Annotated in this window: 21 protein-coding genes and 1 pseudogene; 10 read left to right on the top strand and 12 right to left on the bottom strand. The window is 71.4% G+C overall.

Features of this window, described 5'->3' with window-relative positions; genetic code table 11:
* Window positions 1-102 precede the first annotated feature (102 nt).
* From ABZ267_RS07290 to ABZ267_RS07275, 4 genes and pseudogenes are all read left to right on the top strand, one after another.
* A pseudogene (locus tag ABZ267_RS07290) lies at window positions 103-506 on the top strand (YbjQ family protein).
* Between the two features lie 121 nt (window positions 507-627).
* Window positions 628-1,914 (top strand): ion channel protein, encoded by a 1,287-nt coding sequence (locus ABZ267_RS07285; RefSeq protein WP_356754427.1) that lies wholly within the window; start codon window positions 628-630, stop codon window positions 1,912-1,914.
* Window positions 1,915-2,146: 232 nt separating this feature from the next.
* Window positions 2,147-2,770 carry an NAD(P)H:quinone oxidoreductase gene (gene wrbA / locus ABZ267_RS07280; protein WP_356754429.1) on the top strand — a complete coding sequence of 208 codons (624 nt, stop codon included), beginning with the start codon at window positions 2,147-2,149 and terminating at the stop codon, window positions 2,768-2,770.
* Between the two features lie 47 nt (window positions 2,771-2,817).
* A complete protein-coding gene (locus ABZ267_RS07275; protein ID WP_356754431.1) occupies window positions 2,818-4,245 on the top strand; it encodes a glutamate decarboxylase in 1,428 nt (475 codons plus the stop codon).
* Window positions 4,246-4,549: 304 nt separating this feature from the next.
* On the opposite strand, the gene ABZ267_RS07270 is transcribed toward ABZ267_RS07275, so the two are convergent.
* Window positions 4,550-5,245, bottom strand: a complete 696-nt coding sequence (locus tag ABZ267_RS07270; protein WP_356754433.1) for a TetR/AcrR family transcriptional regulator C-terminal domain-containing protein — start codon at window positions 5,243-5,245, stop codon at window positions 4,550-4,552.
* A 387-nt stretch (window positions 5,246-5,632) separates the two neighbouring features.
* Between ABZ267_RS07270 and ABZ267_RS07265 the strand changes: the two genes are divergently transcribed.
* Both ABZ267_RS07265 and ABZ267_RS07260 read left to right on the top strand, forming a co-directional pair.
* Window positions 5,633-6,127 (top strand): RICIN domain-containing protein, encoded by a 495-nt coding sequence (locus ABZ267_RS07265; RefSeq protein WP_356754435.1) that lies wholly within the window; start codon window positions 5,633-5,635, stop codon window positions 6,125-6,127.
* A gap of 269 nt (window positions 6,128-6,396) precedes the next feature.
* Window positions 6,397-7,212, top strand: a complete 816-nt coding sequence (locus ABZ267_RS07260) for a hypothetical protein (RefSeq protein ID WP_356754437.1) — start codon at window positions 6,397-6,399, stop codon at window positions 7,210-7,212.
* Window positions 7,213-7,233: 21 nt separating this feature from the next.
* Here ABZ267_RS07260 and ABZ267_RS07255 read toward each other — a convergent pair whose 3' ends face one another.
* From ABZ267_RS07255 to ABZ267_RS07240, 4 genes are all read right to left on the bottom strand, one after another.
* Window positions 7,234-8,046, bottom strand: a complete 813-nt coding sequence (locus ABZ267_RS07255) for an ABC transporter permease (protein WP_356754439.1) — start codon at window positions 8,044-8,046, stop codon at window positions 7,234-7,236.
* Window positions 8,043-9,056: an ATP-binding cassette domain-containing protein gene (locus tag ABZ267_RS07250; protein WP_356754440.1), complete on the bottom strand. Its 1,014-nt coding sequence runs from the start codon at window positions 9,054-9,056 to the stop codon at window positions 8,043-8,045. The genes ABZ267_RS07255 and ABZ267_RS07250 overlap by 4 nt, the downstream gene beginning before the upstream one ends.
* Before the next feature lie 89 nt (window positions 9,057-9,145).
* Entirely contained in the window at window positions 9,146-9,787 is a 642-nt protein-coding gene (locus ABZ267_RS07245; RefSeq protein WP_356754442.1) for a PadR family transcriptional regulator, read from the bottom strand.
* A 43-nt stretch (window positions 9,788-9,830) separates the two neighbouring features.
* Window positions 9,831-11,120, bottom strand: a complete 1,290-nt coding sequence (locus ABZ267_RS07240) for an MFS transporter (protein WP_356754444.1) — start codon at window positions 11,118-11,120, stop codon at window positions 9,831-9,833.
* Window positions 11,121-11,191: 71 nt separating this feature from the next.
* On the opposite strand from ABZ267_RS07240, the gene ABZ267_RS07235 reads away from it, so the two are divergent.
* Window positions 11,192-12,190, top strand: coding sequence for a helix-turn-helix domain-containing protein (locus tag ABZ267_RS07235; protein ID WP_356754446.1), 999 nt, complete (start codon window positions 11,192-11,194; stop codon window positions 12,188-12,190).
* Between the two features lie 15 nt (window positions 12,191-12,205).
* Here ABZ267_RS07235 and ABZ267_RS07230 read toward each other — a convergent pair whose 3' ends face one another.
* Together ABZ267_RS07230 and ABZ267_RS07225 are read right to left on the bottom strand one after the other, a co-directional pair.
* Window positions 12,206-13,663: an aldehyde dehydrogenase family protein gene (locus ABZ267_RS07230; RefSeq protein ID WP_356754447.1), complete on the bottom strand. Its 1,458-nt coding sequence runs from the start codon at window positions 13,661-13,663 to the stop codon at window positions 12,206-12,208.
* 58 nt (window positions 13,664-13,721) lie between these two features.
* Window positions 13,722-14,603: a helix-turn-helix transcriptional regulator gene (locus ABZ267_RS07225; protein ID WP_356754449.1), complete on the bottom strand. Its 882-nt coding sequence runs from the start codon at window positions 14,601-14,603 to the stop codon at window positions 13,722-13,724.
* Between the two features lie 350 nt (window positions 14,604-14,953).
* Between ABZ267_RS07225 and ABZ267_RS07220 the strand changes: the two genes are divergently transcribed.
* Entirely contained in the window at window positions 14,954-15,457 is a 504-nt protein-coding gene (locus ABZ267_RS07220; protein WP_356754451.1) for an ATP-binding protein, read from the top strand.
* An 81-nt stretch (window positions 15,458-15,538) separates the two neighbouring features.
* On the opposite strand, the gene ABZ267_RS07215 is transcribed toward ABZ267_RS07220, so the two are convergent.
* The gene (locus ABZ267_RS07215; RefSeq protein WP_018514287.1) at window positions 15,539-15,775 is read right to left on the bottom strand and encodes a DUF397 domain-containing protein; all 237 of its coding nucleotides are present in this window, start codon (window positions 15,773-15,775) and stop codon (window positions 15,539-15,541) included.
* Between the two features lie 287 nt (window positions 15,776-16,062).
* On the opposite strand from ABZ267_RS07215, the gene ABZ267_RS07210 reads away from it, so the two are divergent.
* Entirely contained in the window at window positions 16,063-16,611 is a 549-nt protein-coding gene (locus ABZ267_RS07210; protein ID WP_356754453.1) for a hypothetical protein, read from the top strand.
* A 15-nt stretch (window positions 16,612-16,626) separates the two neighbouring features.
* Here ABZ267_RS07210 and ABZ267_RS07205 read toward each other — a convergent pair whose 3' ends face one another.
* Window positions 16,627-18,750 (bottom strand): FUSC family protein, encoded by a 2,124-nt coding sequence (locus ABZ267_RS07205; RefSeq protein WP_356754455.1) that lies wholly within the window; start codon window positions 18,748-18,750, stop codon window positions 16,627-16,629.
* A gap of 36 nt (window positions 18,751-18,786) precedes the next feature.
* Window positions 18,787-19,968: a DUF2786 domain-containing protein gene (locus ABZ267_RS07200; protein ID WP_356754457.1), complete on the bottom strand. Its 1,182-nt coding sequence runs from the start codon at window positions 19,966-19,968 to the stop codon at window positions 18,787-18,789.
* A gap of 171 nt (window positions 19,969-20,139) precedes the next feature.
* On the opposite strand from ABZ267_RS07200, the gene ABZ267_RS07195 reads away from it, so the two are divergent.
* A complete protein-coding gene (locus tag ABZ267_RS07195) occupies window positions 20,140-21,807 on the top strand; it encodes a bifunctional 3'-5' exonuclease/DNA polymerase (RefSeq protein WP_356754458.1) in 1,668 nt (555 codons plus the stop codon).
* 89 nt (window positions 21,808-21,896) lie between these two features.
* Here the strand turns inward: ABZ267_RS07195 and ABZ267_RS07190 are convergent, their stop codons facing one another.
* Together ABZ267_RS07190 and ABZ267_RS07185 are read right to left on the bottom strand one after the other, a co-directional pair.
* Complete coding sequence (locus tag ABZ267_RS07190; protein ID WP_356754460.1) at window positions 21,897-22,760, bottom strand: carbohydrate-binding protein; 864 nt, start codon at window positions 22,758-22,760, stop codon at window positions 21,897-21,899.
* A 107-nt stretch (window positions 22,761-22,867) separates the two neighbouring features.
* Complete coding sequence (locus ABZ267_RS07185; RefSeq protein WP_356754462.1) at window positions 22,868-24,247, bottom strand: carbohydrate-binding protein; 1,380 nt, start codon at window positions 24,245-24,247, stop codon at window positions 22,868-22,870.
* Between the last annotated feature and the right edge of the window lie 111 nt (window positions 24,248-24,358).

Here is a 24,358-nt window from a genome sequence, read left to right as displayed (position 1 = left end):
AAGCTATCAACGCCCGGTGAACGCCCTTGGTTCCAGTGGCGGACGGCGGGAATGCGCATCCTACGGAGCAGGGCGAGGCTGACCACAGGAGGTGCCACAAACATGGGCATTGAGGATTTCGGCGGCGGCCAGACGGCCCAGGCGGATGTGCTGGTCGTCACCACCAATGACGTACCGGGCCATCAGGTGACGCAGATCATCGGTGAGGTGTTCGGCCTGACCGTACTTCCCCAAGCTCTCGGCTGCGCTCGACCAGGGGAGACCCCATCCGCCACCTCGGCAGCCAGATCGGCGCCGGGCTGAAGTCGATGGTCGGCGGCGAGCTGAAAGGGCTGACCAAGACCCTGGTCGAGACCCGCAACCAGGCGATGGAACGGCTGGTGGAGCAGGCGCGGGCGCGCGGCGCCAACGCGGTGCTGATGATGCGGTTCGACGTGACGGAGGCGGCGGATGCGGGGACGGAGGTCTGCGCGTACGGGACGGCGGCGGTGATCAGCAAGGTGTGACCCCGAGGAGGCGCGGGTCCGGCGGAGCTGAGAGGTGCGAGTCCGGCGGAGCTGAGAGGCGCGGTTCCGTCGAAGCCCGAATGGCGGCGGTTTATCCTTTTCGTCGCCCTAGGGTGAGCCGGTGGCTCCCGAATCCTCCGCACCCGCGCCTCCTCACCCGTCGGCCGCTCCCGCCCGCCGGCTCCTGCCGCTCGTCGCGCCGGCCATCGTCGTCGGCATCGCCTGCGCGCTGATCCTGCTCGGCGTCAGCCTGCTGGCGGAGCGGCTCCAGGACGTGCTCTGGGGGACCCTGCCCGACGCGCTCGGTGTCGGCCGGTTCTCCTCGCTCTGGATGATCGTCATGCTCACCGCGACCGGCCTCGCGGTGGGCCTGGTCCTGCGGGCCGTGCCCGGACACGGTGGTCCCGATCCGGCCACCACCGGACTGGTGGACGCGCCGATGCGGCCGGGCATCGTTCCCGGGCTCCTCCTGGTGACCGCACTGGCGCTGGCGGGCGGAGTGAGCCTCGGGCCGGAGAACCCGATCACCGCCGCCAACATCGCGCTGGCCTTCTGGCTCGGCCGCCGGGCCGCGCCCGGCGCACCGGCCGAGCTCTGGGTGGCGCTCGCGGCGGCCGGGACGATCGGTGCGCTCTTCGGTACGCCGATCGCCGCCGCGCTGATCCTCTCCGAGACGCTGGCCTCGCAGCCGGGCCCAGGAGCCTTCTGGGACCGGTTGTTCGCGCCGCTCGCGGCCGGTACCGCCGGTGCGCTGACCATGTCGCTGATCGCGGAGCCCAGCTTCGACCTCTCGCTCCCCGCCTACTCCGGACCGCACTGGGGCGACCTGCTCGCCGCCCTCCTGATCGCCTCGGCGGGTGCGCTGCTCGGCATGCTGGCGGTGTACGCGTTCCCGGTGGTGCACCGGGCCTTCCGCGCGCTGCGCCACCCGGTGCTCGCGCTGACCGCCGGCGGGCTGGTGCTGGGACTGCTCGGCGCGCTCGGCGGCCATCTGACGCTGTTCAAGGGGCTGGACGAGGTGAAGGAGATCGCCGGGGACCCGGACGGGTGGTCGGCCGGTGAGTTCGCGGTGATGGCGGTGGTGAAGATGGCCGCGCTGGTGGTGGCGGCGACCTGCGGCTTCCGGGGCGGGCGGATCTTCCCGGCGGTCTTCGCGGGAGCGGCGCTCGGGCTCTGCGCCCATGCGCTGGTCGCCGCCGTACCACCGGCGCTCGCGGTCTCCTGTGCGGTGCTCGGCGTGCTGCTCGCCGTCACGCGGCAGGGGTGGGTGAGCCTGTTCACGGCGGCGGTGCTGGTCAGCGACGCCTCCGTACTGCCGCTGCTCTGCGCCGCCGCCCTGCCCGCCTGGCTGCTGGTGACCGGGCGGGCCCAGATGCAGCTGGACGGGGAGGGCAAGTCGCTGCGGTGAGGCGGTGGGTCTCAGGCGTACGAGACGGAGGCCGTTGGCGTACCAGGTCGGGGCCGCGGGCGTACGAGGTCGGGCCGTTCTGCTCCGTAGGCGTACGGGGTCGGGCCGCCTGGCTCCGTAGGCGTACGGGGTCGGGCCGTCCGGCGCGCCGGGTGCGGCGGATATCCGTATCGTCTGCTTCGTACCGCCGCATCCCGTTTCGTACCGCCGCTGTCCCGACGGAGGTCTCCGCATGTCCACGCCCGTCAACGTCGCCGTCATCTACTACTCGTCCACCGGCACCATCACCACGATCGCCCGGGCCATCGCCGCGGACGCCGAGCGGGCCGGGGCGCGGGTGCGGCTGCGGCGGGCGGCCGAGCTCGCTCCGCAGGCGGCCATCGACTCCAATCCGGCGTGGGCCGCCAACATCGAGGCGACGGCCGACATCCCCGAGGTCTCGCCGGACGACATGGTGTGGGCGGACGCGGTGATCTTCGGTTCGCCGACCCGGTACGGGAACGTCACCGCGCAGCTCAAGCAGTTCATCGACACGCTCGGCGGGCTCTGGCAGTCCGGGCAGCTGGCCGACAAGGTCTACAGCGGCTTCACCGCGAGCTCCACCGCCCACGGCGGCCAGGAGTCCACGCTGCTCGCGCTCTACAACACGATCCACCACTTCGGCGGCATCCTCGTCGCGCCCGGGTACACCGACCCGTCGAAGTTCGTCGACGGCAACCCGTACGGCACCTCGCACGTGTCCGGTCAGGGCGACCTCCCGGTCGGCGAGGTGACGCTGACCGCCGCCCGGGTGCAGGCCGAGCGGGTCGTGAAGTTCACCCGGGCACTGAAGGCCGGCCTGGCCGCCGAGAGCTGAGAGACCGAGAGCCGCAGAAGCCGAGAGCTGAGGAAGAGGACCGAGCCATGCCGCTCCACCGAGGCGCCCACCCGCAGCAGGACGAACCCTCCGAGGAGCGGCGCAGGCTCGCCCTCAACCCCTTCTACGGCGAGGCCGATCCGACGGCGGCGATGAACACCGCGCCGCCCCGGCACCGGCTGCCCGACGGGCCGCTGCCGCCGCTGACGGCGTACCGGCTGGTCCATGACGAGCTGATGCTCGACGGCAACTCCCGGCTCAACCTGGCCACCTTCGTCACCACCTGGATGGAGCCGCAGGCCGGCGTGCTGATGGGTGAGTGCCGGGACAAGAACATGATCGACAAGGACGAGTACCCGCGCACCGCCGAGCTGGAGCGGCGCTGTGTGGCGATGCTCGCCGACCTCTGGCACGCGCCCGATCCGGCGGCGGCCGTGGGGTGTTCGACGACCGGGTCGAGCGAGGCGTGCATGCTGGCCGGGCTCGCGCTGAAGCGCCGCTGGGCCAAGCGCAACGCGGACCGCTATCCGGCGACCGCGCGGCCCAATCTGGTGATGGGCGTCAACGTGCAGGTCTGCTGGGACAAGTTCTGCACCTTCTGGGAGGTGGAGGCCCGGCAGGTCCCGATGGACGGCGAGCGCTTCCACCTCGACCCGCAGGCCGCCGCCGAACTCTGCGACGAGAACACGATCGGCGTCGTCGGCGTCCTCGGCTCCACCTTCGACGGTTCCTACGAGCCCATCGCCGACCTCTGCGCGGCCCTGGACGCCCTCCAGGAGCGGACCGGCCTCGATATCCCGGTCCATGTCGACGGCGCGTCCGGTGCGATGGTGGCGCCTTTCCTCGATCCGGACCTGGTGTGGGACTTCCGGCTGCCGAGGGTGTCGTCGATCAACACCTCGGGCCACAAGTACGGGCTGGTCTATCCGGGCGTCGGCTGGGCGCTGTGGCGTACGGCGGACGAGCTGCCGGAGGAACTGGTGTTCCGGGTCAACTACCTGGGCGGCGACATGCCGACGTTCGCGCTGAACTTCTCGCGGCCCGGTGCGCAGGTGGTGGCGCAGTACTACACGTTCCTGCGCCTCGGGCACGACGGCTACCGGGCGGTCCAGCAGGCCTCGCGGGACGTGGCCTGCGGACTGGCCCGGGAGGTGGAGGAGCTGGGCGACTTCCGACTCCTCACCCGGGGCGACGAGTTGCCGGTCTTCGCCTTCACGACGAACCCGGACGTCCACGCGTACGACGTGTTCGACGTGTCACGCCGGCTGCGGGAGCACGGCTGGCTGGTCCCGGCCTACACCTTCCCGGCCAACCGCCAGGACCTGTCGGTGCTGCGAGTGGTCTGCCGCAACGGCTTCTCCTCCGACCTCGCCGCGCTGCTGATCGAGGACCTGAAGCTGCTGCTTCCTGAACTGCGGGCGCAGAGGCATCCGTTGAGCCATGACCGAGGGGTCGCGACGGCCTTCCACCACTAGGTCGCGACCGGCGGATCTCGACCGGGTCCGGTGGGTCTCGTGCCGGCGCAGCCGCTCCCGGCGAGGACGGCGTCGCAGTCTCTCTCGCCTGATTCGCCTGCCGCAGGCGCTGCCTGCGACCAGGAGCAGCAGCAACGCCGACCGGGCGGCCATGACCGCCTGGGCCGTGCAGGCCATAGGCAGATCCGCCGTAGGCGATCGCTGCGGAACATGCCGGCCCCGGACTCGGCAAGGGAGGCGGTGACGGCCGACCGGCTGAGGGCCGAGTACAGCAGAAGGTGGAGTCGCGGCCGGCTCGAAGTGGTCAGCGGGTGAGCTGGAAGGCCAGACCGTCAAGGACCAGTTCGAGGGCGTTGTCGAAGTGGTCGTCGCGGATGGCACGCGGGTCCGGGGTATCTGCGCCGGAGTGCCCGTCACCGTCCGCGGGGGGCAGCAGGCGGGCCAGGAAGTCGCTTTCACTCTGCTGGGAGCGGGCGACGGTGTTCAGCCAGGCCAGCTCGGTCGTGATCATTCCGACGGTGTAGGAGTAGAGGGCGTTGATCGCGCTGTCGGAGTCGGGGAAACCGGCGTTGGTGAACAGAGCGGCCAGTTGCCGGGACACGCTGCTGAGGTTGGGTCCCAGGTGTGCCAAGCCTGCCTGACCCAGTACGGCGCACAGCCATGGGTGGCGCAAGGCGGTCGCCCGGAAGGATGCGGCGAACTCGGTGACGGCTGTCCGCCAGTCCGGAGTGTCCTCGGGTGGTGGGACGACTTCACCCAGAACCTCGTCCAGCGCCAGTTCCATCAGCTCGTCCTTGAGCGCGACGTGGCGGTAGAGGGAGGTGGCGCCGGCGTTGAGGCGGGCGCCGAGCTTGCGCATGCTCAGTGCCTCGACCCCTTCCGCGTCGAGCATGGCGACCGCCTCCCGGACGATCAGCGCCCGGCTGAGAGCGGGTTGGCTCGCCGCAGGCGTGGCGCGCGTCCAGACGGACGGGACGGGATCGGCCGGTTTTGCCGCCATGCGACTCCTATGGTGATGCGTACGGTGTTCGCGTAGAGGGTACAGCGTGCGTTGTCGTCATTCCTGTACGACTCCTCGCCGGCCGACGACCTGCCGCCCACCGACGGACGACCCGGCGCACATGGCGGCCCCTACGGATCACCTCTCAATACCCCTGTACCCGACGCGAGAGATCGCGCCGACGTGATCTCATCCACATTGCGCACACTGTTCCTCTGGGCGTACGGTGTGCGCATCCCAGTGAGGTGCATGCGCGGGCGCCATGAGCGCAGGCCAAGTCCGCAGTAGCAGCACGCCTGGGACACATCGAGCCCTGCGGAGCTTCATCCGGCATGAGCCGGTCCGCGCGACCTGCGCGCCGGCGACACTCGTAGATTCTGAGGAAACATGATTCGCAAGATATCGACTGCGCTGTTCGCGCTGGTCGCCATGATCGGGTTCAGCTCGCTGACCGTAAGCCCGGTGCAGGCCGTCGGTACCTCTGTCCTGTGGAACACAGAGAACAAGTGCGCTACGCCCGAGGGGAACAGCACTGCCAACGGCACAGTGGTCACGGTCTGGTCCTGCACGGGCCACAGCCTGCAGAAGTGGCACTGGGAAGGCGCACTCCTCGTCCACGACGCGAGCGGCAAGTGCCTGACGCCTCGCGGCAACGCCTCGGGTACCAACGGCGCCGTACTCACCCTGTGGACCTGCAACCCCCATGCATGGCCCAGCCCGCAGCGGTTCCACTACGAGCACGACAACGAGCGCATCTACACCTATCACGGCTCGAAGTGCGTGACCGCCAAGGGCAACTCCCTGGCGAACGGAACCTGGCTCACGCTGTGGACCTGCGGCGCGCCCTTGAACCACCCGCAGTCCTGGGTCGTCGTCGGCTGACAGCACCGCCGATCCACCGGCACCACGTTAACCACCCGGCACAGCGACCGAGCCCCAACCCGCCTGCCGTCAGTGGCGCCAGGAAGAGCCCCGCGGCGCTCCGCCCCGACAAACGAGGCGGGGCGCCGCTCCGTATCCCGCCTCGACCTGGGTGCCGACGCCGCAGGAGTGGTCGTGCCCCACCTCTGGCCCGCACCACCGCTGGGCGCCCTGGTGAGTTCCACTCGCTACAGCGGCCAAGCCTGTGGTGAGTGCTGTAGGTTCCTGCCATGTCCACGAGCAAAGACATGGAGAACCCTGAGTCACGGTTCTCCGCGATACTGGGGAGCGCGGCACGGCTTCCGGGCGTACGTATCGACCGGGCTTCGTATCTGCGCCGGGCGCTGGCGCGCCATTGCTCCGAGGCCGAGATCCGCAGGGCGATCGAGCTGAGTCCCGCGCTGGCGGGCATTCCGCTCGAGGTTCTGGACCGGGTGGCCAACGAGTCCATCACCTTCGAGACCGCCAAGGTGAGCGCCTTCTCCGCAGCGGCCGGCATGCCGGGCATCCTGGCCCTTCCCGCCACCGTGCCCGCCGACCTGGCGCAGTACACCGGCCATGTGCTGCGCATCGCCCAGAAGCTCGCCTACCTCTACAGCTGGCCCGATCTGTTCTCGGAGGACGCCGACCTCGACGACGCGACCAGAAGCGTCCTCACGCTCTTCGTCGGCGTCATGTTCGGTACGCAGTCGGCGAACACGGCGGTCGGGAAGGTCGCGACCATGATGTCGCGGGAGGTCGCCAGGAAACTGCCGCAGAAGGCGCTCACCCAGGGAGTCGTCTATCCGGTGGTGAAGAAGGTCGCGGGCTATCTCGGCGTCGAGATGACGAAGCAGACCTTCGCGAAGTCCGTCTCGAAGGCGATTCCCGTCGTCGGAGCCGTGCTCTCCGGCGGGCTCACCCTCGCGACCTTCCGCCCGATGGCGAAGCGGCTCAAGAAGCACCTCTCCGGCCTGGACCTGGCAAAGCCCGCGCCCGGCGTGGTGATCGGGGAGGTCGTCGCCGTCCACGACTCCCCGATCTCCGATCAGGGCCGCACCTTCTGACCTGCGGTCGACCGAACCCCGCTACCGGCTCAGCCGTGCGAACTTCCGTACCGCCAGCGGGAAGAACACCGCGATGATCGCCACCGGCCAGAGCACGGCGAGGAGTTGGGCGTGTTCGGCGGCCCAGGAGCCGGTGGCGCCGCCCGGGTTGCCGAACAACTCCCTTACGGCGGTGGCGGTCGCGGACATCGGGTTCCACTCGACCACCGCGCCCAGCCAGCCCGGCATCGACGCCGGCGCGGCGAACACGTTGGAGAGGAAGCCGACCGGCCAGACCAGGATCTGGACCGCCGCGACCAGCTCGGGACGGCCCGCCACCATGGCCAGGTGGATGCCGACCCAGAGCATCGCGAACCGGAGCAGGAGCAGCAGCCCCACCGCCGCCAGCGCCGCGGACGTGCCGTTGTGCCAGCGCCAGCCGACCGCGTAACCGACCCCGCCCATCACCGCGAGCGCCGCCGCCGACTGGAGCATGTCCGCCGCGCTGCGGCCGACCAGGACCGCGCCCGGGACCATCGGCAGCGAGCGGAACCGGTCGATGACGCCCTTGTTCAGGTCCTGGGTCACCGCGAGCATCGTGCTCTCCAGGCCGAAGGCCATGGTCAGCGCGAGCATTCCGGGCACGAGGAACTCGGTGGGGTCGCCGTCCACGCCCCGGCCGCCGCCGACCAGGTACGTGAACATCAGGAGCAGCATCACCGGGAAGGCCAGGCCCACGAGCACCTCGACGGGCTGCCGGGCCCAGTGGGCGAGTTCGCGGCGGGTCATCGTCCAGGAGTCGGCCAGGGCCCAGGTGAGGCGGCTGCCACCGCCGGGAATGATCGTCGTGCTCATGCCGCCGCCTCCGTCGTCTCGCGTACCGCCTGGCCGCCGGCGGGCGCTCCGGCTCTCGGTCCTCCGGTCAGCACCCCTCCGGCTCCCCGTCCTCCCGTCAGCGACAGGAACACCTCGTCCAGCGTCGGGCGGCGCACCGCGATGTCCTCCGCCTCGATACCCGCCTCCTGAAGCGCCCGGACCGCACCCGTCAGGGCCGCCATCCGGTCCGGGGCCGGGGCGCTGATCAGGCGGCGGTCCGGGTCGAGCGCCGGGGCCTCGGCGCCCAGGAGCGCGGCCGCCTCCGCCAGGCGGGTCGCGTCGCGCAGGACGATGTCGATGCGGTCGCCGCCGACGAGCGCCTTGAGCTGGTCGGACGTGCCCTCGGCGGCGGTCCTGCCCTCGTCGATCAGCGAGATCCGGTCGGCCAACTGGTCCGCCTCCTCCAGATACTGCGTGGTCAGCAGGACGGTGGTGCCGCCGCCGACCAGGGACCGTACGGCGGCCCAGACCTCGGCCCGGCCGCGCGGGTCCAGGCCGGTCGTGGGCTCGTCCAGGAAGAGGACCGCCGGTTCGGTGATCAGCGAGGCGGCGAGGTCCAGCCGCCTGCGCATCCCGCCGCTGTACTGCTTGACCGCCTTGCGCCCGGTGTCCGCGAGCCCGAACCGCTCCAGGAGCTCGTCCGCCCGGCTGCCCGCCCGGCGTGCGCCCAGGTGGTACAGGCGCCCGAACATCTCCAGGTTCTGCCGGCCGCCGAGCTGCTCGTCCACCGCCGCGTGCTGGCCGAGCAGGCCGATCCTGCGCCGTACGTCGGAGGCCCGCTCACGGACGTCGAGCCCGGCCACGGTGACCCGGCCGGCGTCGGGGCGCAGCAGCGTCGACATGATCCGTACGGCGGTGGTCTTGCCGGCTCCGTTGGGGCCGAGCACCGCGTGGACGGTGCCGGCTCCGACCGTCAGGTCCAGCCCGTCGAGAGCGCGTTTCTCGCCGTACCGCTTGTGCACGCCGTCCAGGACGATCGCTTCGGTCACGTTCCCCGCCATCCTTCGGTTGCCGCCCTGTAGTCAAACTTGACTAGCAGCTCGAAGGTAAACCCGGATCCGCCATTCGTCAAACTTGATCAGTCGTCGTCCCCGGGGTCCGGGACACCTGTCGCGTACGGGTTCTCCTCACCCTCCGCCAGCACCCCGACGAACGGGTCGCCCTCGCCGTGGAAGGTGTACGCGCCGCCCTCGATCCGCTCGATCAGACCACGCGTCCACTCCGCGCCCGCGTCGGCCGAGTGCACCCACAGGTTCATGATCTCGCCGATGTGGCCGAGCGATTCAGGACCGTCCTCGGGCGTGTAGTACTCGGTGACCGAGTCCCGCCACTCCTTCATGCCCTCCACCCGCTCCTTGAGCAGCGCGACCGCCTCCTCGCGCGGCAGGTCGACGATGAACCCGATCGCCGCCGAGAGGACGTCGAGGTTCTGGTCGTACGAGCGGATGGCGTCGCGCAGCAGGCTGCGGTACTCGGCGAGGCCCTCCTCCGTGACCTCGTACTCGGTACGCGGCGGGCCGCCGGCGGTGGACGGGGCCGTCTCGTGCGCGAGGAGCAGTCCCTGCTTCGCCATCTGCTTCAGCGCGTGGTAGATCGACCCGGGCTTGGCGTTGGACCACTCGTGCGCGCCCCAGTACTCCAGGTCGTTGCGGACCTGGTAGCCGTGCGCGCGGCCGTGCATGCGCACAGCGCCGAGGACCAGCAGCCGGATCGCGGACATGACACCCATCCATCCCGTCCCGGGGCTCGGAACCCCGGGCTTCCTATTCAACTTTGACTAGGGTAGCCCGTACGGCCGTGGCCAGCAGCGCCGCGACCAGGCATCCGGCGCCGAGCGCGGCCCACACCACGTCGTACGTACCGAACACGTCCCGCGCAGTGGCACCGAGGAAGGCCGAGGCGCTCGCGCCCACTTGGTGGGCGGCGTTGGTCCAGCCGAAGACGATGGGGCCGCCGGTCCCGTACGCGCGGCGGCAGAGTTCGATCACCGGCGGCACGGTCGCCACGTCGACCAGGCCGTAGACGAACACGAAGAGGAGCATCGGGGCCGTCACCGCCGAGGAGAACACCATGGGCAGAGCGAACAGGGTCAGCGCCCGGACCGCGAAGCAGACGGTCAGCAGGCGGCGCGGGTCGAAGCGGTCGGTCAGCCAGCCGGAGAGAAGCGCGCCGAGAGCGGAGAAGACGCCGATCAGCGAGAGCAGCGAGGCCGCCGCCGTCACCCGCATGCCGTGATCGTGCGCGGCCGGCGCCCAGTTGGACCACATGATGCCGTTGGTGGACGCGCCGCAGAGGACGAACATTCCGGCCAGCAGCCAGAACGGGCGAGTACGCAGAGCTCCGGCGAGCACCATCAGCGTACGGGTCGCGGCTCCGGAGGCAGGCGGCGGCTTGGGCGCGAACTCCTCTGCTCCGTAAGGCTTTACGCCGATGTCGGCCGGGTGGTCGCGGAGCGCCAGGAACACCGGAGCGGCGACGGCCAGCGCCACGAGCGCCAGGGTCACCACCGGCGGCCGCCAGCCGTGGCGCTCCACGGCCCCGGCGAGCAGCGGCAGGAAGAGCAACTGGCCCAGGTGGCTCGAGGAGCTGAGCGCGCCGGTGACCAGGCCGCGGCGCCGGTCGAACCAGCGTGCGGTGACACCGGCCGCGAACGTCATGGTGAGGCAGCCGCTGCCGAGGCCGGTCAACACGCCCCAGTACGCGACCAGTTGCCACGGCCGGGTCATGAAGCCGGTGAGCACGGCGCCCGCCGCGACGAGCAGCAGCGCACCGCCGGCCACCCGGCGCGCGCCCACCCGGTCCATCAGGGCCGCCGCGAAAGGAGCGGTGAGGCCGAACAGGACCATGTTCACGGAGGCGGCGAGCGCGACCTGACCCCGCTCCCAGGCGAACTCCTCGTGCAAGGGCGTCACCAGCAGTCCCGGCACGGTGGTGAACGCTCCGGCCGTGACGACGGCCGCGCCCGCGACGGCGGCGATCAGCCAGGCGCGGTGGAGGCGGCGTGCCGGTGCGGCGGTCTGTTCCGTGGTCTGTTCGGTCGTCGACGGGGCCATGGGACCAGCCTGGCGACCGGCGGCCCGCCGCTGCGAGTGTCCAGATGGACCAGGTGCGCAAGAATATGGCCATGACCGATGTCTTCACCGATCCCGGGCGGCACCGCGTCGCCGTCCTCGCGCGTGCCGTCCTGCTCCCGATCGAGCTCGGCATCGTCCACCAGCTCTTCGGCCAGGCCAGAGCGGGTGCCACGGCGGACGGTGAGCCGCTGTACGAGGTCGTCACCTGCTCGCTCCGGCCGGGTGACGTGCGTACGGACGGAGACTTCACGGTGGCGGTCCGGCACGGGCCCAAGGCGCTGGCCGAGGCCGACACGGTGATCGTCCTGTCGTCGTACGAGGACTACGTGCAGGACACTCCGGCGCTCGCGGCCCCTCTCGCCGAGGCTTTCAACCGGATCCGGCCCGGCACCCGGGTCGCCTCGATCTGCACCGGCGCCTTCGTGCTGGCCTCCGCCGGACTGCTCGACGGCCGCACCGCGACCACGCACTGGCGGTACACGGAGCTCTTCGCCCGGCTGTTTCCACGGGTCGAGCTGGACCCGGACGTGCTCTACACGGACGGCGGCGATGTCCTGACCTCGGCCGGATGTGCCTCCGGCATCGATCTGTGCCTGCACATGATCCGGCGCGACCACGGAACGGCCGTCGCGAGCGATGTGGCGCGGCGGACCGTCGTACCGCCTCACCGCGAGGGCGGCCAGGTCCAGTACATCCCGCGGCCCGTGCCGCAGCCGGCCGCGCCCGGCACCTCGTCCGCCCGCGAGTGGGCCCTGCGGCGGCTCCAGGAGCCCATCACACTCGGGCAGTTGGCGGCCCGCGAGGCGATGAGCGTACGGAACTTCAACCGGCGCTTCCGTGCGGAGACCGGCACCACGCCGATGACCTGGCTGAACCAGCAACGCGTCGAGCTGGCCCGGGAGTTGCTGGAGGAGTCCGACCTGGCCGTCGAGCAGGTGGCCGAGCGGACCGGGCTCGGGTCGGCGGCCAATCTGCGGCGTCACTTCCAGGAGGCGCTGGGCGTCTCGCCGAGCGCCTACCGTACGACGTTCCGCGGGCCGGTCCGGTGAGGCGGCGGAGCGCCGTCAGAACGGGAAGACCGAGCGGCCGTGCTGGATCGACAGCCACTTCAGCGTCGTGAACGCCTCCACGACCGCCTCGCCGTTCAGCCGTCCCACGCCGGACGTCTTCTCGCCGCCGAACGCCACCAGCGGGTCGTCCTGGACGGTGGAGTCGTTGACGTGGAACATCCCGCTGACGATCCGCTGCGCGAACCGCACGCCGCGCTCCGCGTCGCCGGTGTGCACGGCGCCGCTGAGCCCGTAGGGGCTGTCGTTGACGATCCGTACGGCGTCGTCCTCGCCGTCGAACGTCATCAGCAGGGCCACCGGGCCGAGGATCTCCTGCGTCGGCAGCGGCGAGTTCTCCGGGAGGTCCGTCAGGACGGTCGGCTCCACGACGTTGCCGTGAGTCCGGCCCCGTACGAGCGCTGTCGCGCCGTCGGCGACCGCGCGGTCGACGAGGGCGGTGAGCGCGTCGGCCTGGAGCGCGTTGACGACCGGGCCGATCCTGGTCTCCGGGTCACGCGGGTCGCCGGACTTCAGCGCGGCCACGGCGGCGGTGAACCGCTCGGTGAACTCGGCGGCCACCGAACGGTCCACCAGGATGCGGTTGGCCGCCATGCTGACCTGGCCCTGGTAGAGGAAGCGGCTGAAGACCGCCGCCCGGACCGCGTAGTCGATGTCGGCGTCCTCCAGCACCACCAAGGCGCTGTTGCCGCTGAGTTCGAGAATGGTCCGCTTGAAGAACCCGGCCGCCGTCGCGGCTATGTGGCGGCCGACCCGGTCGGAGCCGCTGAACGAGATCACCCTCGGCACCGGATGCTCGATGAACGCGTCACCGATCTCGGCGCTGTCGGTGACCACGACGTTGAGCAGCCCGGCCGGCAGACCGGCGTCCTCGAATATCTTCGCGATCAGTCCGCCGCCGACGACCGGCGCGCTCTGGTGCGGCTTCACGACGACCGCGTTGCCGAGCCCGAGCGCCGGCGCGACCGACTTCATGCCCACCAGGAAAGGGAAGTTGAAGGCGCTGATCACGCCGACGACGCCGACGGGAAGCCGGTAGAGGCGGTTCTCGCGGCCGTCGGAGACCGCGGGCAGCAGACGGCCGGTGGGCCGCAGCGACTGCCGGATCGCCTCGCGCAGGACCTCGCTCGCGCCGCGCACCTCGTACTCGGCGCGCAGCCGCGTGCCGCCCAGCTCGTCGATGATCGCCTCGACGATCTCCTCGGTGCGCTCGCCGGTGATGCGCAGCGCCCGCTCCAGGACGGCCCGCCGCTCGTACGGATTGGTGGCGGCCCACTCCTGCTGCGCCCGCTCGGCCGCCCGGTAGGCCTGGTCGACCTCCACCGCGGTCGCCACGGTGATGGAGGCGAGTTTCTCGCCGTTGTAGGGATTGAAATCGATGATGTCCCATGAGCCGCTGCCCGTGCGCCACTCGCCATCGATGTACTGGTGGGCCAGTTCATGGAAGAAGGACATGCAATCCCTTACTGCAGGCGTCTCCACACTCCTGATGTGACGTCATCGTAACGACTAATCAGGCCAGTTGGAGGAGTCCGCGCAGGAGATCGCGGCTCTCCTCAGGACCCGGGCTGTCCTTGCGCAGGCAGCCCATGGCCTTTTCGTACTGCGCGACTTCCTCGGGCTTGTCCAGATAGAGCGCACTTGTCAGCTGCTCCAAATAGACAATGTCCGACAGATCGGATTCCGGGAATCGGAGCATCGTGAACGAACCGCTCTCGCCCGCATGCCCTCCGTAACTGAAGGGCATGACTTGAAGCGTGATGTTCGGTTGCTCCGACATGTCGATCAGGTGCCTCAATTGCGCGCGCATCACGTCGCGTTCGCCGTACGGACGGCGGAGCGCGGCTTCGTCCAGCACGGCGTGGAAGGCTGGAGCCCGCTCGGAGACGAGGACCTTCTGGCGCTCCAGGCGCAGCGCGACCCGGCGCTCGATGTCGGCGGCCGATGCGCCGCGCATACCGCGCGCGACCACGGCATGGGCGTAGGCCTCGGTCTGCAACAGGCCGTGCACGAACTGGACTTCATAGATGCGGATGACCGAGGCCGCTCCCTCCAGACCCACATAGGTCTGGAACCAGCCGGGCAGCGCATTGCCGTAACTGTGCCACCAGCCCGCCACATTGGCCTCGCGCGCCAGGCCGAGGAGCGCGTCGCGCTCCGCGGCATCCGCGACACCGTAGAGCGTGAGCAGATCCTCGACGTCCCTGGCCTTGAAGCTCACCCGTCCCAACTCCATGCGGCTGATCTTCGATTCGGAGGCCCGGATGGAGTAGCCGGCCGCCTCACGGGTGATACCGCGCGACTCCCGCAGCCTTCTGAGCTGAGAGCCCAGCAGGATGCGCCGCACCACCGATCCACTCGACTCGCCTGCCGACACTGGCCCGACCCTCCCCATCGCCTACCGGACACTCGGGGCGCCCCCGGAACCCCTCGACCCCGAAGCCTTGGATTCTGCCACCAAAACGCTTCAGCCCGTACTCATTCGATTACGGAAATGGGAAGACGTCCGGAAAGCTCCGAAACTGCCAGGCGGAAGAAATACGCCGGAATCACCACGGTATCGGGCAGGTCCGGCGCGTGCACGTGCATCTGCCCTTGCATCTGCTGTGCGCATTGGGAAGCATGACCCCTGCGCACCTGCGTGCTCGTGTTGTGCCGCTGTACCCCCCGCAGTACCGCTGACAGGCAGTGCCGCTACAGCCGCGAATCCCGGGAGTGCCTCGTATGGGGACGAATGGATCGACGATGCTCGAGCCGTTACGGCAGGGGCTTCCCCCGACCGACCCCTCAGGGGTCGCCGGCTCGGCCTCCTGCGCTCTGCCCGCCCGTTACGAAGCGGTCGGCGGAGCACGGCAGTTCACCAGGTCCACCCTCGACCGGTGGGAGCTGAGCGACCGTTTCGACGATGTCGCCCTGGTGGTGTCCGAGCTCGTCACCAACGCCCTGCGCCACGCGCTGCCGAGCGACCCGCCGCGGGAGTTCCAGGACCCGCCGGTGCGGCTTCATCTGATGCGGTGGAGCTCGCGGCTGGTCTGCGCGGTGCGCGATCCCAGCCGGGAGAGCCCGGTGGCGGGCGAGGCGGCGGACTCCGCCGAGTCGGGCCGCGGCCTGTTCCTGGTGGAGTGCGTCAGCGACAGCTGGGGCTGGCACCCGTCGCCGGCGCCGGCGGGCGACTTCTCGTCAACACCCTTGTACGGCAAGGTGGTCTGGGCGCTGTTCCGGCTCTCGGACTGCGCGAAGAACGAATAGATCCACACCGCATCATCCTGGGCCGCCCGGCCGTCGGTTCCATCCTCCGGCCGCCAGGTGGACTTCGGCCGTCAGGTGGCCTCAGATCGCCAAGTGGTCGAACTCGCCGTCCTTGACGCCGAGCAGCAGCGCCTCGATCTCGGCCGGCGTATAGACGAGCGCCGGCCCGTCGGGGTGGCGCGAGTTCCGCATCGCCACATCGCCTCCGGGCAGTTTCGCGAACTCCACGCAGGACCCCTGGGAGTTGCTGTGTCTGCTCTTCTGCCAGACGACTCCGCGAAGCTCTGTGGCCGCCATGCCGTTGTACACGTGGTGCACAGGACGCTCCCCGAGTTGCAAAGTGCAAGTGTCAACTAGATCGGATCATAGCTCTGTTCATATGCCGATGCATGAGCAGATGCACGTGCACGCGGGGTGTTGCTTTGATTACAGGTTTTCCCTCCTGGAGAAGACCTTGAAGGAGGACCTGAAGGGGACCTTGAAGGAGACCCTGGAGGAGAGACGAACGGCACGCCTATTTGGCTCCCTCTTAACGGAGTTGGCCGGAAGAACCTTGGTAACGTGGCGCGGTCTTTCGACCGGAAAACAGCAAGGGGGAACTCCACGTGACCAGGTTCGTACGCACCGGAGGTGTCGTGGTCGCCGCTCTGGCCGCCTCACTGGCGCTGACCGCATGCGGCAGTGACGACGACGCGGGCAAGGGTTCCGGCCCGGGTGCCGGGTCGAGCGCGACGCCCGGCGCCGGTCAGGGTTCGGACGGCGCCGGTACGGACGCCGCGGCGCTGGAGGGCACCTGGGTCGGGCTGACCGACGGCAGGAACGTCACCGTCTCCATCACCGCCGGCAAGGTCGCCCTCGTCGCCGACCAGGCCGTCTGCCAGGGCGATGTGAAGGACATGGGCGAGGTGATGCTCGCGCTGAAGTGCACCGGCGGGGCCGACGACCGCACCATGGGCGCGATCGAGTCCAACGACGGCAAGAAGCTGGTTCTCTCCTGGGACGGCGGGGTCAAGGACACTCTGACGAAGGCCGCCTCGGGCACGCTGCCGACGGACCTCCCGACCGAGCTGCCTTCGGACCTGCCGACCGGTCTGCCCTCGGACCTGCCGACGGAGCTGTCTTCCGATCTGCCGTCGCTGCCGTCGGCCTCCTGAGGCCCGGACCGCTCATCACTCCGCGAGAGTGCTGCTCACCCGGGTCGAGCCGCCGCGCTCGTCCAAGGCCCGGGTGAACTCCTCCAGCGCGTCCAGAAGCAGCGCCGCGCCCCGCCGCACCACCGGGTCGCCGACCGGCGTCGTGCCGTCCTCCGTCGGCGTCGGCACGTCCCAGTGGGCCACCGCGTCCACCACCGGCTGCCAGTCCGGCAGCCGCCGCTCCCGTACCGCCTTCGCGCCCTTCTCCGTGGCCCGGCGCAACGCCTCGGCCAGCTGGGCGGCGCCGGGCACCGGGTCGGCGGAGCGGGCCGGAAGGTGGGCCTCCAGCACCATCGCGGACCGGCCGAGCTGGGCCAGCGCGTGCTGCGCGTCGGTGGCGGCGGCGCGCGAGATGCCCCGGTGGCGTACGGGTTCGTGCTGCGCGGTCGCCAGCGCCTCCTGCCACGCGACCCTGGCCTCGCGGGTCGCGATCAGTGCGTCCCGTACCTCCTCCAGGTCGCGGTGGGCCGGATCGGCGTACCGGTCGACCACCGTCGCCGCGTACCGCCCGTCCGCCACCAGCCACTCCGCCAGCCGGTTGCGCAGCCGCGGCGTCTCCCAGGCCGGGTAGAGCGCGTACGCGACCATCGCGAGAAGCCCGCCGACCAGCGTGAGCACGATGCGTTCGGTGACGGTCTGGGACCAGTCGTCGCCGGCCATGCCGAGCAGGAAGACCACGTAGGCGGAGACGCAGACCTGGCTGACCGCGTATCCGGTCCGCATCAGCAGGTACATCAGCCCGGCGCAGACCACCGCCAGGAGCGCGGAGAGCCGGGCGTCGGGGCTCGCGGTCTGCACGATGGCGGTGGCGAGCCCGACGCCGATCAGCGTGCCGCCGAAGCGGGCCACGGAGCGGCCGTACGTCTGCGAGAACTCCGGGCGCATCACCATGACTGCGGTCATCGGTGCCCAGTACCCGTGGCCGAGCGGCAGGGCCGCGCCCACGAAGTAGCCCGCCACGGCGACCACGGCGACCCGGATCGCGTGGCGCAGGATCGGCGAGCCCGGGTGCAGCTCGCGGCGCATCGACTGCAGGACGACCGGGATCAGCCGGAGCAGGGTCGGGCGGTGGCGGGTGTCCGGGGCGAGGTTCTCGGGCAGGCCGCTGTCGGTGCCGGTGCCTTCCGCGATCTCCAGGACGTCGTCGAGCAGCGCGGCGAGGCGGTCGGCGGCGCGGAGTGCGGGGCCGACGAGGATCACGTCGTTGTCCGGGGTCTTGAGGACGCCGAGGTCGGTGGCGGAGAGGTGGACCGGTTCGCCGTACCGGACGGCTCGCGCGGCGGCGTCCAGCACGGACCCGGCGGCGCCGAGCAGCTCGTTCACCCAGGCCCGTTCCAGGCCGTCGGCCGGTACGCCCATCGCCGGGTCGGCCAGCGAGGCGAGGACCGGACGCAGCCGCTCCGCGATGCCCCGGGCGCCGTGGAGCTCGGCGGGACGGTGGCGGGCCTGGCGCGGAGTGACGGCGGCGGCGCTGCGGGCGGTCATCAGCGGCAGCGGGTCGAAGGGCGCGACCGGGTCGTGGCGCAGTCGGCGGGCGTAGTCGGCCTCGGCGGCCAGCGCGTCGGCGAGCGCGTCGCGCTGGGCGCCCCATCTCCGTACCGGAAAGAGGACGATCAGCGCCGCCTGGACCACACCGCCGACCAGGATCATCCCGGCATGGGCCGCGGCGTCCACGACGGAGGTCGGCAGCGTGATCGTCACCAGCATGATCGCGACGTTGGACGAGGCGATGATCCCGCCGGTCGGCCCCGCCGCCCACGCCAGGCCGGCGAGGAAGGTCCAGGCGCCGAGCAGGCAGAGGAAGAGGACGGGATGCGAGGCGGAGACGTAACCGACGAACGTCGACACGGCGAGGCTGGCGCCGGAGACGAGAGCGAGCACGGGACGCGGGCGCCAGCTTCGCTGGAAGGTGGCGATGGCCGCCTGGAAGGCGCCGAACGCCGAGCTCGCCGCGATCTCCGGCCCGAAGAGGACCAGGCTCGTACCGACGACGAGAGCGAGACCGGCCGCACCGCGAAAGGCGATGAGCGGTTCGAGTCTCTGCCGCTCGATCTCCAGCCCCGAGCGGGCGGTCTCCTTCAGCGCCCGGAGCCAGCTCATGGGCCGAGCCTAGCCCGGATCACGAGCAAGTCGGACTTACGCCATGATTTCGCCGTCACGCGGGCCGCTGCGGGAGCCTCCTACCCGGGCCCGGTCGGCGGCCTCGGTGCCGTGGTTCCAGCCGTCGAGGTCGGTGGCGCCACGGACGCGGGTGGTGGTGGTCCGCGGGAACATCCGCTCGGCGGTCTCGGTGACGGCGACGTCCCGGGCGGCGAGGACGGGCAGCAGGTCAAAGGCGCCTTCCGACGTCCCCGTTTCCGTATCCGCCGACGCCGTGGCCCGTTCGGCGGTGTCGGCGAGCCGGGAGCCGAGCCGCTGCGCGTACGCCATCAGGAACGACTGCCGGAAGGTCTTGGTCCGCTTACGGCCGGAGGCCCGCTGACCGGCCTCCGCACGGGTCATCGCGGCCGTTCCCTGCACGAGCAGCGAGGTGAACAGCAGCTCGACGGCTTCCAGGTCCGCCTCGAAGCCGACGACCGTGCTGAAGCCGAGGTCGCCGTTCCACACGGCCTGGCAGCGGTTGGCTGAGGCCACCGCGTCGAGCAGGATCGCCTTCGCGCTCTCGTACGGCGGTTCCACGCCGATCCGGCAGGCGCCGGGCGTCTCGGCGCTGTGGCCGCGGGCGGCGATGAGGGCCTCGTCGATGCTGTGCCGGGCCATCAGCTCCTGCGCCTTGGCCGTCAGCGCCTCGGCCTCCTCCGGAAAGCCGGTTGCCTCCGCCTTCGCCAGCAGCGCGCGGATCCGGGTGAGCATGCGGGGCTCGTCGGGCGCGGGCGGCCGGTGGAGGTGGTCGGCGGCGGTGCCGGGCGCCGGGCCGACGGGCTCGATGGCGGGGAGCCGGAGCAGCAGCCGGTAGAGCTCCAGGAGGTCGGAGGCGTAACTGAACCGGTCGGGCTTGTTGCGCGGTACGGGCCCGGGCAGTTCGGCGAGCTGGGCGCGCCAGCGAGGCGGCAGCTCCGCGTACCGCGCGGTCTCGGCGGCGATCAGCGCGGCCGCCAGCGCCGCGCGCCGCTCGTCCAGCTCCAGCCGGACGAACCGGACCAGATCGGCAGGGCGCCAACCCCTCCCCCAGGCCCGGGTCACGAACTCCTCGCCGCGCCGGTGCAGCGCGTCGTCCGCGTCCGGAGCGGCGGCGAGCAGGGAGGCCCCGGTGTCCAGGGCCGCGTCGCCCTCCGCGTACAGCGCCGCCGCGCATGCCTGGTCGATCACCGGTTCCATCCGACCAGGGTAGGCGGGTGGTGCGGTTGCGGTTCTGGCACCGGCATCGGCGCCGGGTCCCGGCGCGGCCTCCGGGTCCAGCTCGACGCGCCGACGGCCGCACCGAGCCGGACGGACGCGGGGCCCCTCCCGCTCCGAGGCGGTGTCAGTGGTGGGTGCCAGACTCGGACCATGACCGGACGGTGGGCGGTGGCGGCGGTGGACGGGGGCGGGGCGCTGCTCGCTCCGCTCGGGCGGGACGGTGCGGCCGCCGGGCCCGTCCTGGCCGAGCCGGATCTGGTGGCGGCCGTCCGCTCGCGGCCCGAGGTGGAGCGCTGGGTCTGGCGGTCCACCGCCGAGCTCTATCCCCGGCTGCTCGCCGCCGGGGTCCGCGTCGAGCGGTGTTACGACATCGAGTGCGCCGAGCTCCTGCTGCTCGGCCACGCGGGCCGGCTCGGCGAGCCCCGGTCCGCGGCCGCGGCGCTGGCCCGGCTGGAGAACGCGCCCGTACCGCCCGATCCGCCGGCCCGCTCCGCCGCGCCCGGCTCGCAGTCCTCCCTCTTCGAGCCGCGATCCGGCCCCGAGGTCCCGTTCGCGGGGCTGCTGCGGGTCTACGCGGACCAGGTGCGCCGCCACGACACGGCCGAACACCCGGACCGGATGCGGCTGCTGACCGCTTCGGAGTCGGCCGGCATGCTCGTCGCGGCCGAGATGAACCGGGCCGGGCTGCCGTGGCGGGCCGATGTGCACCGGGAGATGCTGCACGGACTGCTGGGCGAGCGGTACGCGGGCGGCGGCGAGCCGCGCAGGCTGGCCGAGCTGGCGGACGAGGTGTCGGCGGCCTTCGGCAGACGGGTCCGCCCGGACCTGCCGGCCGATGTGGTGAAGGCGTTCGCGCAGGCCGGGATCCCGGTGAAGTCGACCCGGCGGTGGGAGCTGGCGGAGCTGGACCATCCGGCGGTCGAGCCGCTGATCGCGTACAAGAAGCTGTACCGGATCTGGACGGCCCACGGCTGGAGCTGGCTCCAGGACTGGGTGCGCGAGGGCCGCTTCCGCCCGGAGTACCAGCCGGGCGGCACGGTCAGCGGCCGCTGGACCACCAACGGCGGCGGCGCCCTCCAGATCCCCAAGGTGATCCGGCAGGCCGTCGTCGCCGACGAGGGCTGGCGGCTGGTCGTCGCGGACGCCGACCAGATGGAGCCGCGGGTGCTGGCCGCGATCTCCCGCGACCGGGGTTTGATGGAGGTGGCCGGCCACGACGGCGACCTCTACAAGGCCCTCTCCGACAAGGCGTTCCACGGCGACCGCGAGCACGCGAAGCTGGCGCTGCTCGGCGCGGTCTACGGCCAGACCTCCGGCGACGGCCTGAAGAACCTGGCCGCGCTCCGCCGCCGCTTCCCGCTCGCCGTCGCCTACGTGGACGACGCGGCGCGGGCCGGTGAGGAGGGCCGGACGGTGCGGACCTGGCTGGGCCGCACCAGCCCGCCGGTGGCGCTGGCGGGCCAGGACGAGGAGGCGGGCCTTCCGCAGGAGGGCGGCGAGAGTGCGTCCGACGGCGGCCTGTCCCGGGCCCGCGGCCGCTTCACCCGGAACTTCGTGGTCCAGGGCAGCGCCGCCGACTGGGCGCTGCTCCTCCTGGCCGGACTGCGCCGCACCCTCCACGAACAGGGCCTCCGCGCCGAGCTGGTCTTCTTCCAGCACGACGAGGTGATCGTGCACTGCCCGGCCGAGGAGACCGCCGCCGTGACCGAGGCGATCCGAGCGGCCGGTGACCTGGCCGGACGGATCGCCTTCGGAGAGACCCCGGTGCGGTTTCCGTTCACCACGGCGGTGGTGGAGCGGTACTCGGACGCGAAGTGACCCGGCCCCATGACCGAAGCGCCCCGTTCACGCGCCGGACGGCGTGAACGGGGCGCGGGGCGGTGGTGCGCCTTTCGCTGCTGCCGTCGCTACCCGCGTTCCCACAGCGCGGGGACGTTCGGCGGCTCCCAGCCCGTGATGGACCGGTGTGCCTGCCGGCAGCGGTAGGCGACCCCGCCGTAGGTGACGCGGTCTCCCGCGCGGTAGGAGGTGCCGGGCGTCCAGGTGCCACCCGGCGGATCGGTGGGCGGATCGGTCGGCGGGTCGGTCGGGCCGGGCGTCTGGGCGACGTCCAGCACGAAGTCGAAGGTGCCCTGGCGTCCGTTGCCGACGGTGCGGACGTTCATCAGCAGCTCCGGGTCGAACAGCGCGTCGGTGTTGTTGCGCGGCTCGCCCGGGAAGTACAGCTGCGTGGTGAGGATGCGGCCTCCGGGAGCCTGGGCCTTCACATGGATGTGGCGGGTCCGTCCCGGATAGAGGCCCGGCACGATGGTGGTGAGCGTGAACGACCCGTCGGCACCGGTGAACTGGTGGCCCCGGAAGGCGAACTGGGCCATGTCGTACGACCCGTTGGTGTCCGCCTGCCAGAAGTCGAGCAGCGCTCCGGAGATCGGCCGGCAGGCCCGGCCGAAGACGTAACCGCTCACGGTGAGCGGGACGCCCGGAGTGCTCGGTGTCACCAGGCTGGTGCGCCGCGGGGAGTTGGGCTTGAAGTACGGGCCCTCCATCTGCGGTGGTGTCGTGTCGTCGCCGTCGTCGCACTCCGGAGTGGGAGCCAGGAGAGCGGTCCCGTCCGGTGCGGCGTCCCGGGCGAGCGCGACGCCTCCTCCGGCGAGCAGAGGAGCCGCGCTCGCGACGATCGCGGCCTTCAGGAGACCTTTGCGGCTGATCCGCCGCCGGTCCGCGGATGCTTCGTCGGAAGCGTTCGGTTCCTGGGGGGTTGTGTTGTCCATTTGTGGGGTCATGACGGTTTCCTCGGAGTCCTCGGTGCGGGGAGGCGGGGAGGTTCAGGAGGTTCGGTGACGCCGGAACGGTGCGGTGGAGGCCGTCGGGACGGCGGTCAGACGCGCTGCCAGAGGGCCGGGACGGCCGCCGGGGTCCAGCCGGCCTGGGCCGTGTGCGCCTGGAGGCAGCGGTAGGTGGCTCCGCCGTACGTCACCGTGGCGCCGGCGGCGTACGTCGTACCGGCGGCCCAGGTGCCGCCCGGCTGGTCGGTGGGCGGCGGAGTGGTGGGCGGGGTGGTCGGGTTGCCGCCGCCGCTGGTGACGAGCGTCAGCCCGTACGCCTGGAGCGCCGGGAGGAGCGGCTGGAAGTACGTCGTACCGCCGGAGGAGCAGTTGCCGGAGCCGCCGGAGGTGACGCCCTGCGCCTGGCTGCCGGAGATGTACGCGCCGCCGGAGTCGCCCGGCTCGGCGCAGACGGAGGTGCGGGTCACGCCGGAGATGGTGCCTTCCGGGTAGGTGACGCTGGTGTTGAGCTGCTGGATCGTGCCGCAGTGCCAGCCGGTGGTGGAGCCGGAGCGGCAGACCGAGGCGCCGACGACGGACGGCGTGGAGCCGGCGACGGTCACATCGCCGCGGCCGTAGCCGTTGACCAGCGGCTTCGGCACCCAGTTGGCGTTGGTGGCGACCCAGGCGTAGTCACGGCCCGGGAAGGTGGAGCCCTGGAAGGTGCCCTGGGCCTGCTGGTTGACGCCGGTGGTGGTGGTGCCGGTGCGGCCGCAGTGGCCGGCGGTGACGAAGCCGTTCTGGGTGGAGCCGCGCGTCACGGAGAAGCCGACGGAACAGCGGCCTCCGCCGCCCATGTAGTACGCGTCGCCGCCGCGGATGTCCGCGAGGGCGCGGGGCTGCTCGGCGGAGCGGGCCACGGTGACCAGCTTGTCGCTGACTCCGGCGGCCTTCACGAACGCCTCGGCGGCCGAGGTGCTCGCGCCGTTCACGACGACCCGGTTGGCCGCGACGTCGACGTACCAGACGGGCACGTTCTTCGGGGTTTTGGCCAGCGCTGCCTTGTCGAGTGCCTTCTTGGCCGCTTCGAGGCGGTCCAGGCTGTGGCCGACGACCTCGGCCGTGGCGCCCGCCTTCGTGATGAGCGCGGCTTCGGAGGCGTCGGTCGTGGAGACGGTGAGGTCCGCCGTGTCCCCGCTGACCCGGGCGCCGGCGAAGCTGGTACCGAGGGACTTCTCCAGGCCGGCGGCGATGGCGGCGGCCCGGTACTCGCCGGCTATCCGGGTCCTGGCGGCGTCCGCGTCGAGGCCGAGATCGCGTTCCATGGCGGCCAGCAGGCCGGGTGAGAGGCTGTCGGCGGAGACGGCCGGAGCGGTGGCTCCCGGCGGGCCGGCGGACGCCACTGAGGTCAGTCCCGCCAGGGCGAGCGCGCCGACGGCCACCGTGGCGGTCGCGGTGGCGAGCACGCGTCTGCGGAGCTTGGTGTTCTCCACGTAACTCTCCTTGCTTCAGGGGGTGCCCGGGTCCGGTGGGGGTTGGTCCGGACCAGGGAATTGCCGACACCGTAGCCGCGCGCGGAGTCGGCACAGGAGATCCCGTTCACC

Source organism: Streptomyces sp. NPDC006174 (genome assembly GCF_040614075.1).
Lineage (GTDB): Bacteria > Actinomycetota > Actinomycetes > Streptomycetales > Streptomycetaceae > Streptomyces.
The sequence above is the reverse complement of the archived record's forward strand: the minus strand, read 5'-3'. Positions and strand labels throughout refer to the sequence as shown.

What these genes read in the sequence shown, in the direction of transcription:
- wrbA (WP_356754429.1), top strand. Translation starts at nt 2,147, where the DNA reads ATGTCCACGCCCGTCAACGTCGCCGTCATCTACTACTCGTCCACCGGC.
- ABZ267_RS07275 (WP_356754431.1), top strand. Translation starts at nt 2,818, where the DNA reads ATGCCGCTCCACCGAGGCGCCCACCCGCAGCAGGACGAACCCTCCGAG.
- ABZ267_RS07270 (WP_356754433.1), bottom strand. Translation starts at nt 5,245, where the DNA reads ATGGCGGCAAAACCGGCCGATCCCGTCCCGTCCGTCTGGACGCGCGCC.
- ABZ267_RS07265 (WP_356754435.1), top strand. Translation starts at nt 5,633, where the DNA reads ATGATTCGCAAGATATCGACTGCGCTGTTCGCGCTGGTCGCCATGATC.
- ABZ267_RS07260 (WP_356754437.1), top strand. Translation starts at nt 6,397, where the DNA reads ATGTCCACGAGCAAAGACATGGAGAACCCTGAGTCACGGTTCTCCGCG.
- ABZ267_RS07255 (WP_356754439.1), bottom strand. Translation starts at nt 8,046, where the DNA reads ATGAGCACGACGATCATTCCCGGCGGTGGCAGCCGCCTCACCTGGGCC.
- ABZ267_RS07245 (WP_356754442.1), bottom strand. Translation starts at nt 9,787, where the DNA reads ATGTCCGCGATCCGGCTGCTGGTCCTCGGCGCTGTGCGCATGCACGGC.
- ABZ267_RS07240 (WP_356754444.1), bottom strand. Translation starts at nt 11,120, where the DNA reads ATGGCCCCGTCGACGACCGAACAGACCACGGAACAGACCGCCGCACCG.
- ABZ267_RS07235 (WP_356754446.1), top strand. Translation starts at nt 11,192, where the DNA reads ATGACCGATGTCTTCACCGATCCCGGGCGGCACCGCGTCGCCGTCCTC.
- ABZ267_RS07230 (WP_356754447.1), bottom strand. Translation starts at nt 13,663, where the DNA reads ATGTCCTTCTTCCATGAACTGGCCCACCAGTACATCGATGGCGAGTGG.
- ABZ267_RS07225 (WP_356754449.1), bottom strand. Translation starts at nt 14,603, where the DNA reads ATGGGGAGGGTCGGGCCAGTGTCGGCAGGCGAGTCGAGTGGATCGGTG.
- ABZ267_RS07220 (WP_356754451.1), top strand. Translation starts at nt 14,954, where the DNA reads ATGCTCGAGCCGTTACGGCAGGGGCTTCCCCCGACCGACCCCTCAGGG.
- ABZ267_RS07205 (WP_356754455.1), bottom strand. Translation starts at nt 18,750, where the DNA reads ATGAGCTGGCTCCGGGCGCTGAAGGAGACCGCCCGCTCGGGGCTGGAG.
- ABZ267_RS07200 (WP_356754457.1), bottom strand. Translation starts at nt 19,968, where the DNA reads ATGGAACCGGTGATCGACCAGGCATGCGCGGCGGCGCTGTACGCGGAG.
- ABZ267_RS07195 (WP_356754458.1), top strand. Translation starts at nt 20,140, where the DNA reads ATGACCGGACGGTGGGCGGTGGCGGCGGTGGACGGGGGCGGGGCGCTG.
- ABZ267_RS07190 (WP_356754460.1), bottom strand. Translation starts at nt 22,760, where the DNA reads ATGGACAACACAACCCCCCAGGAACCGAACGCTTCCGACGAAGCATCC.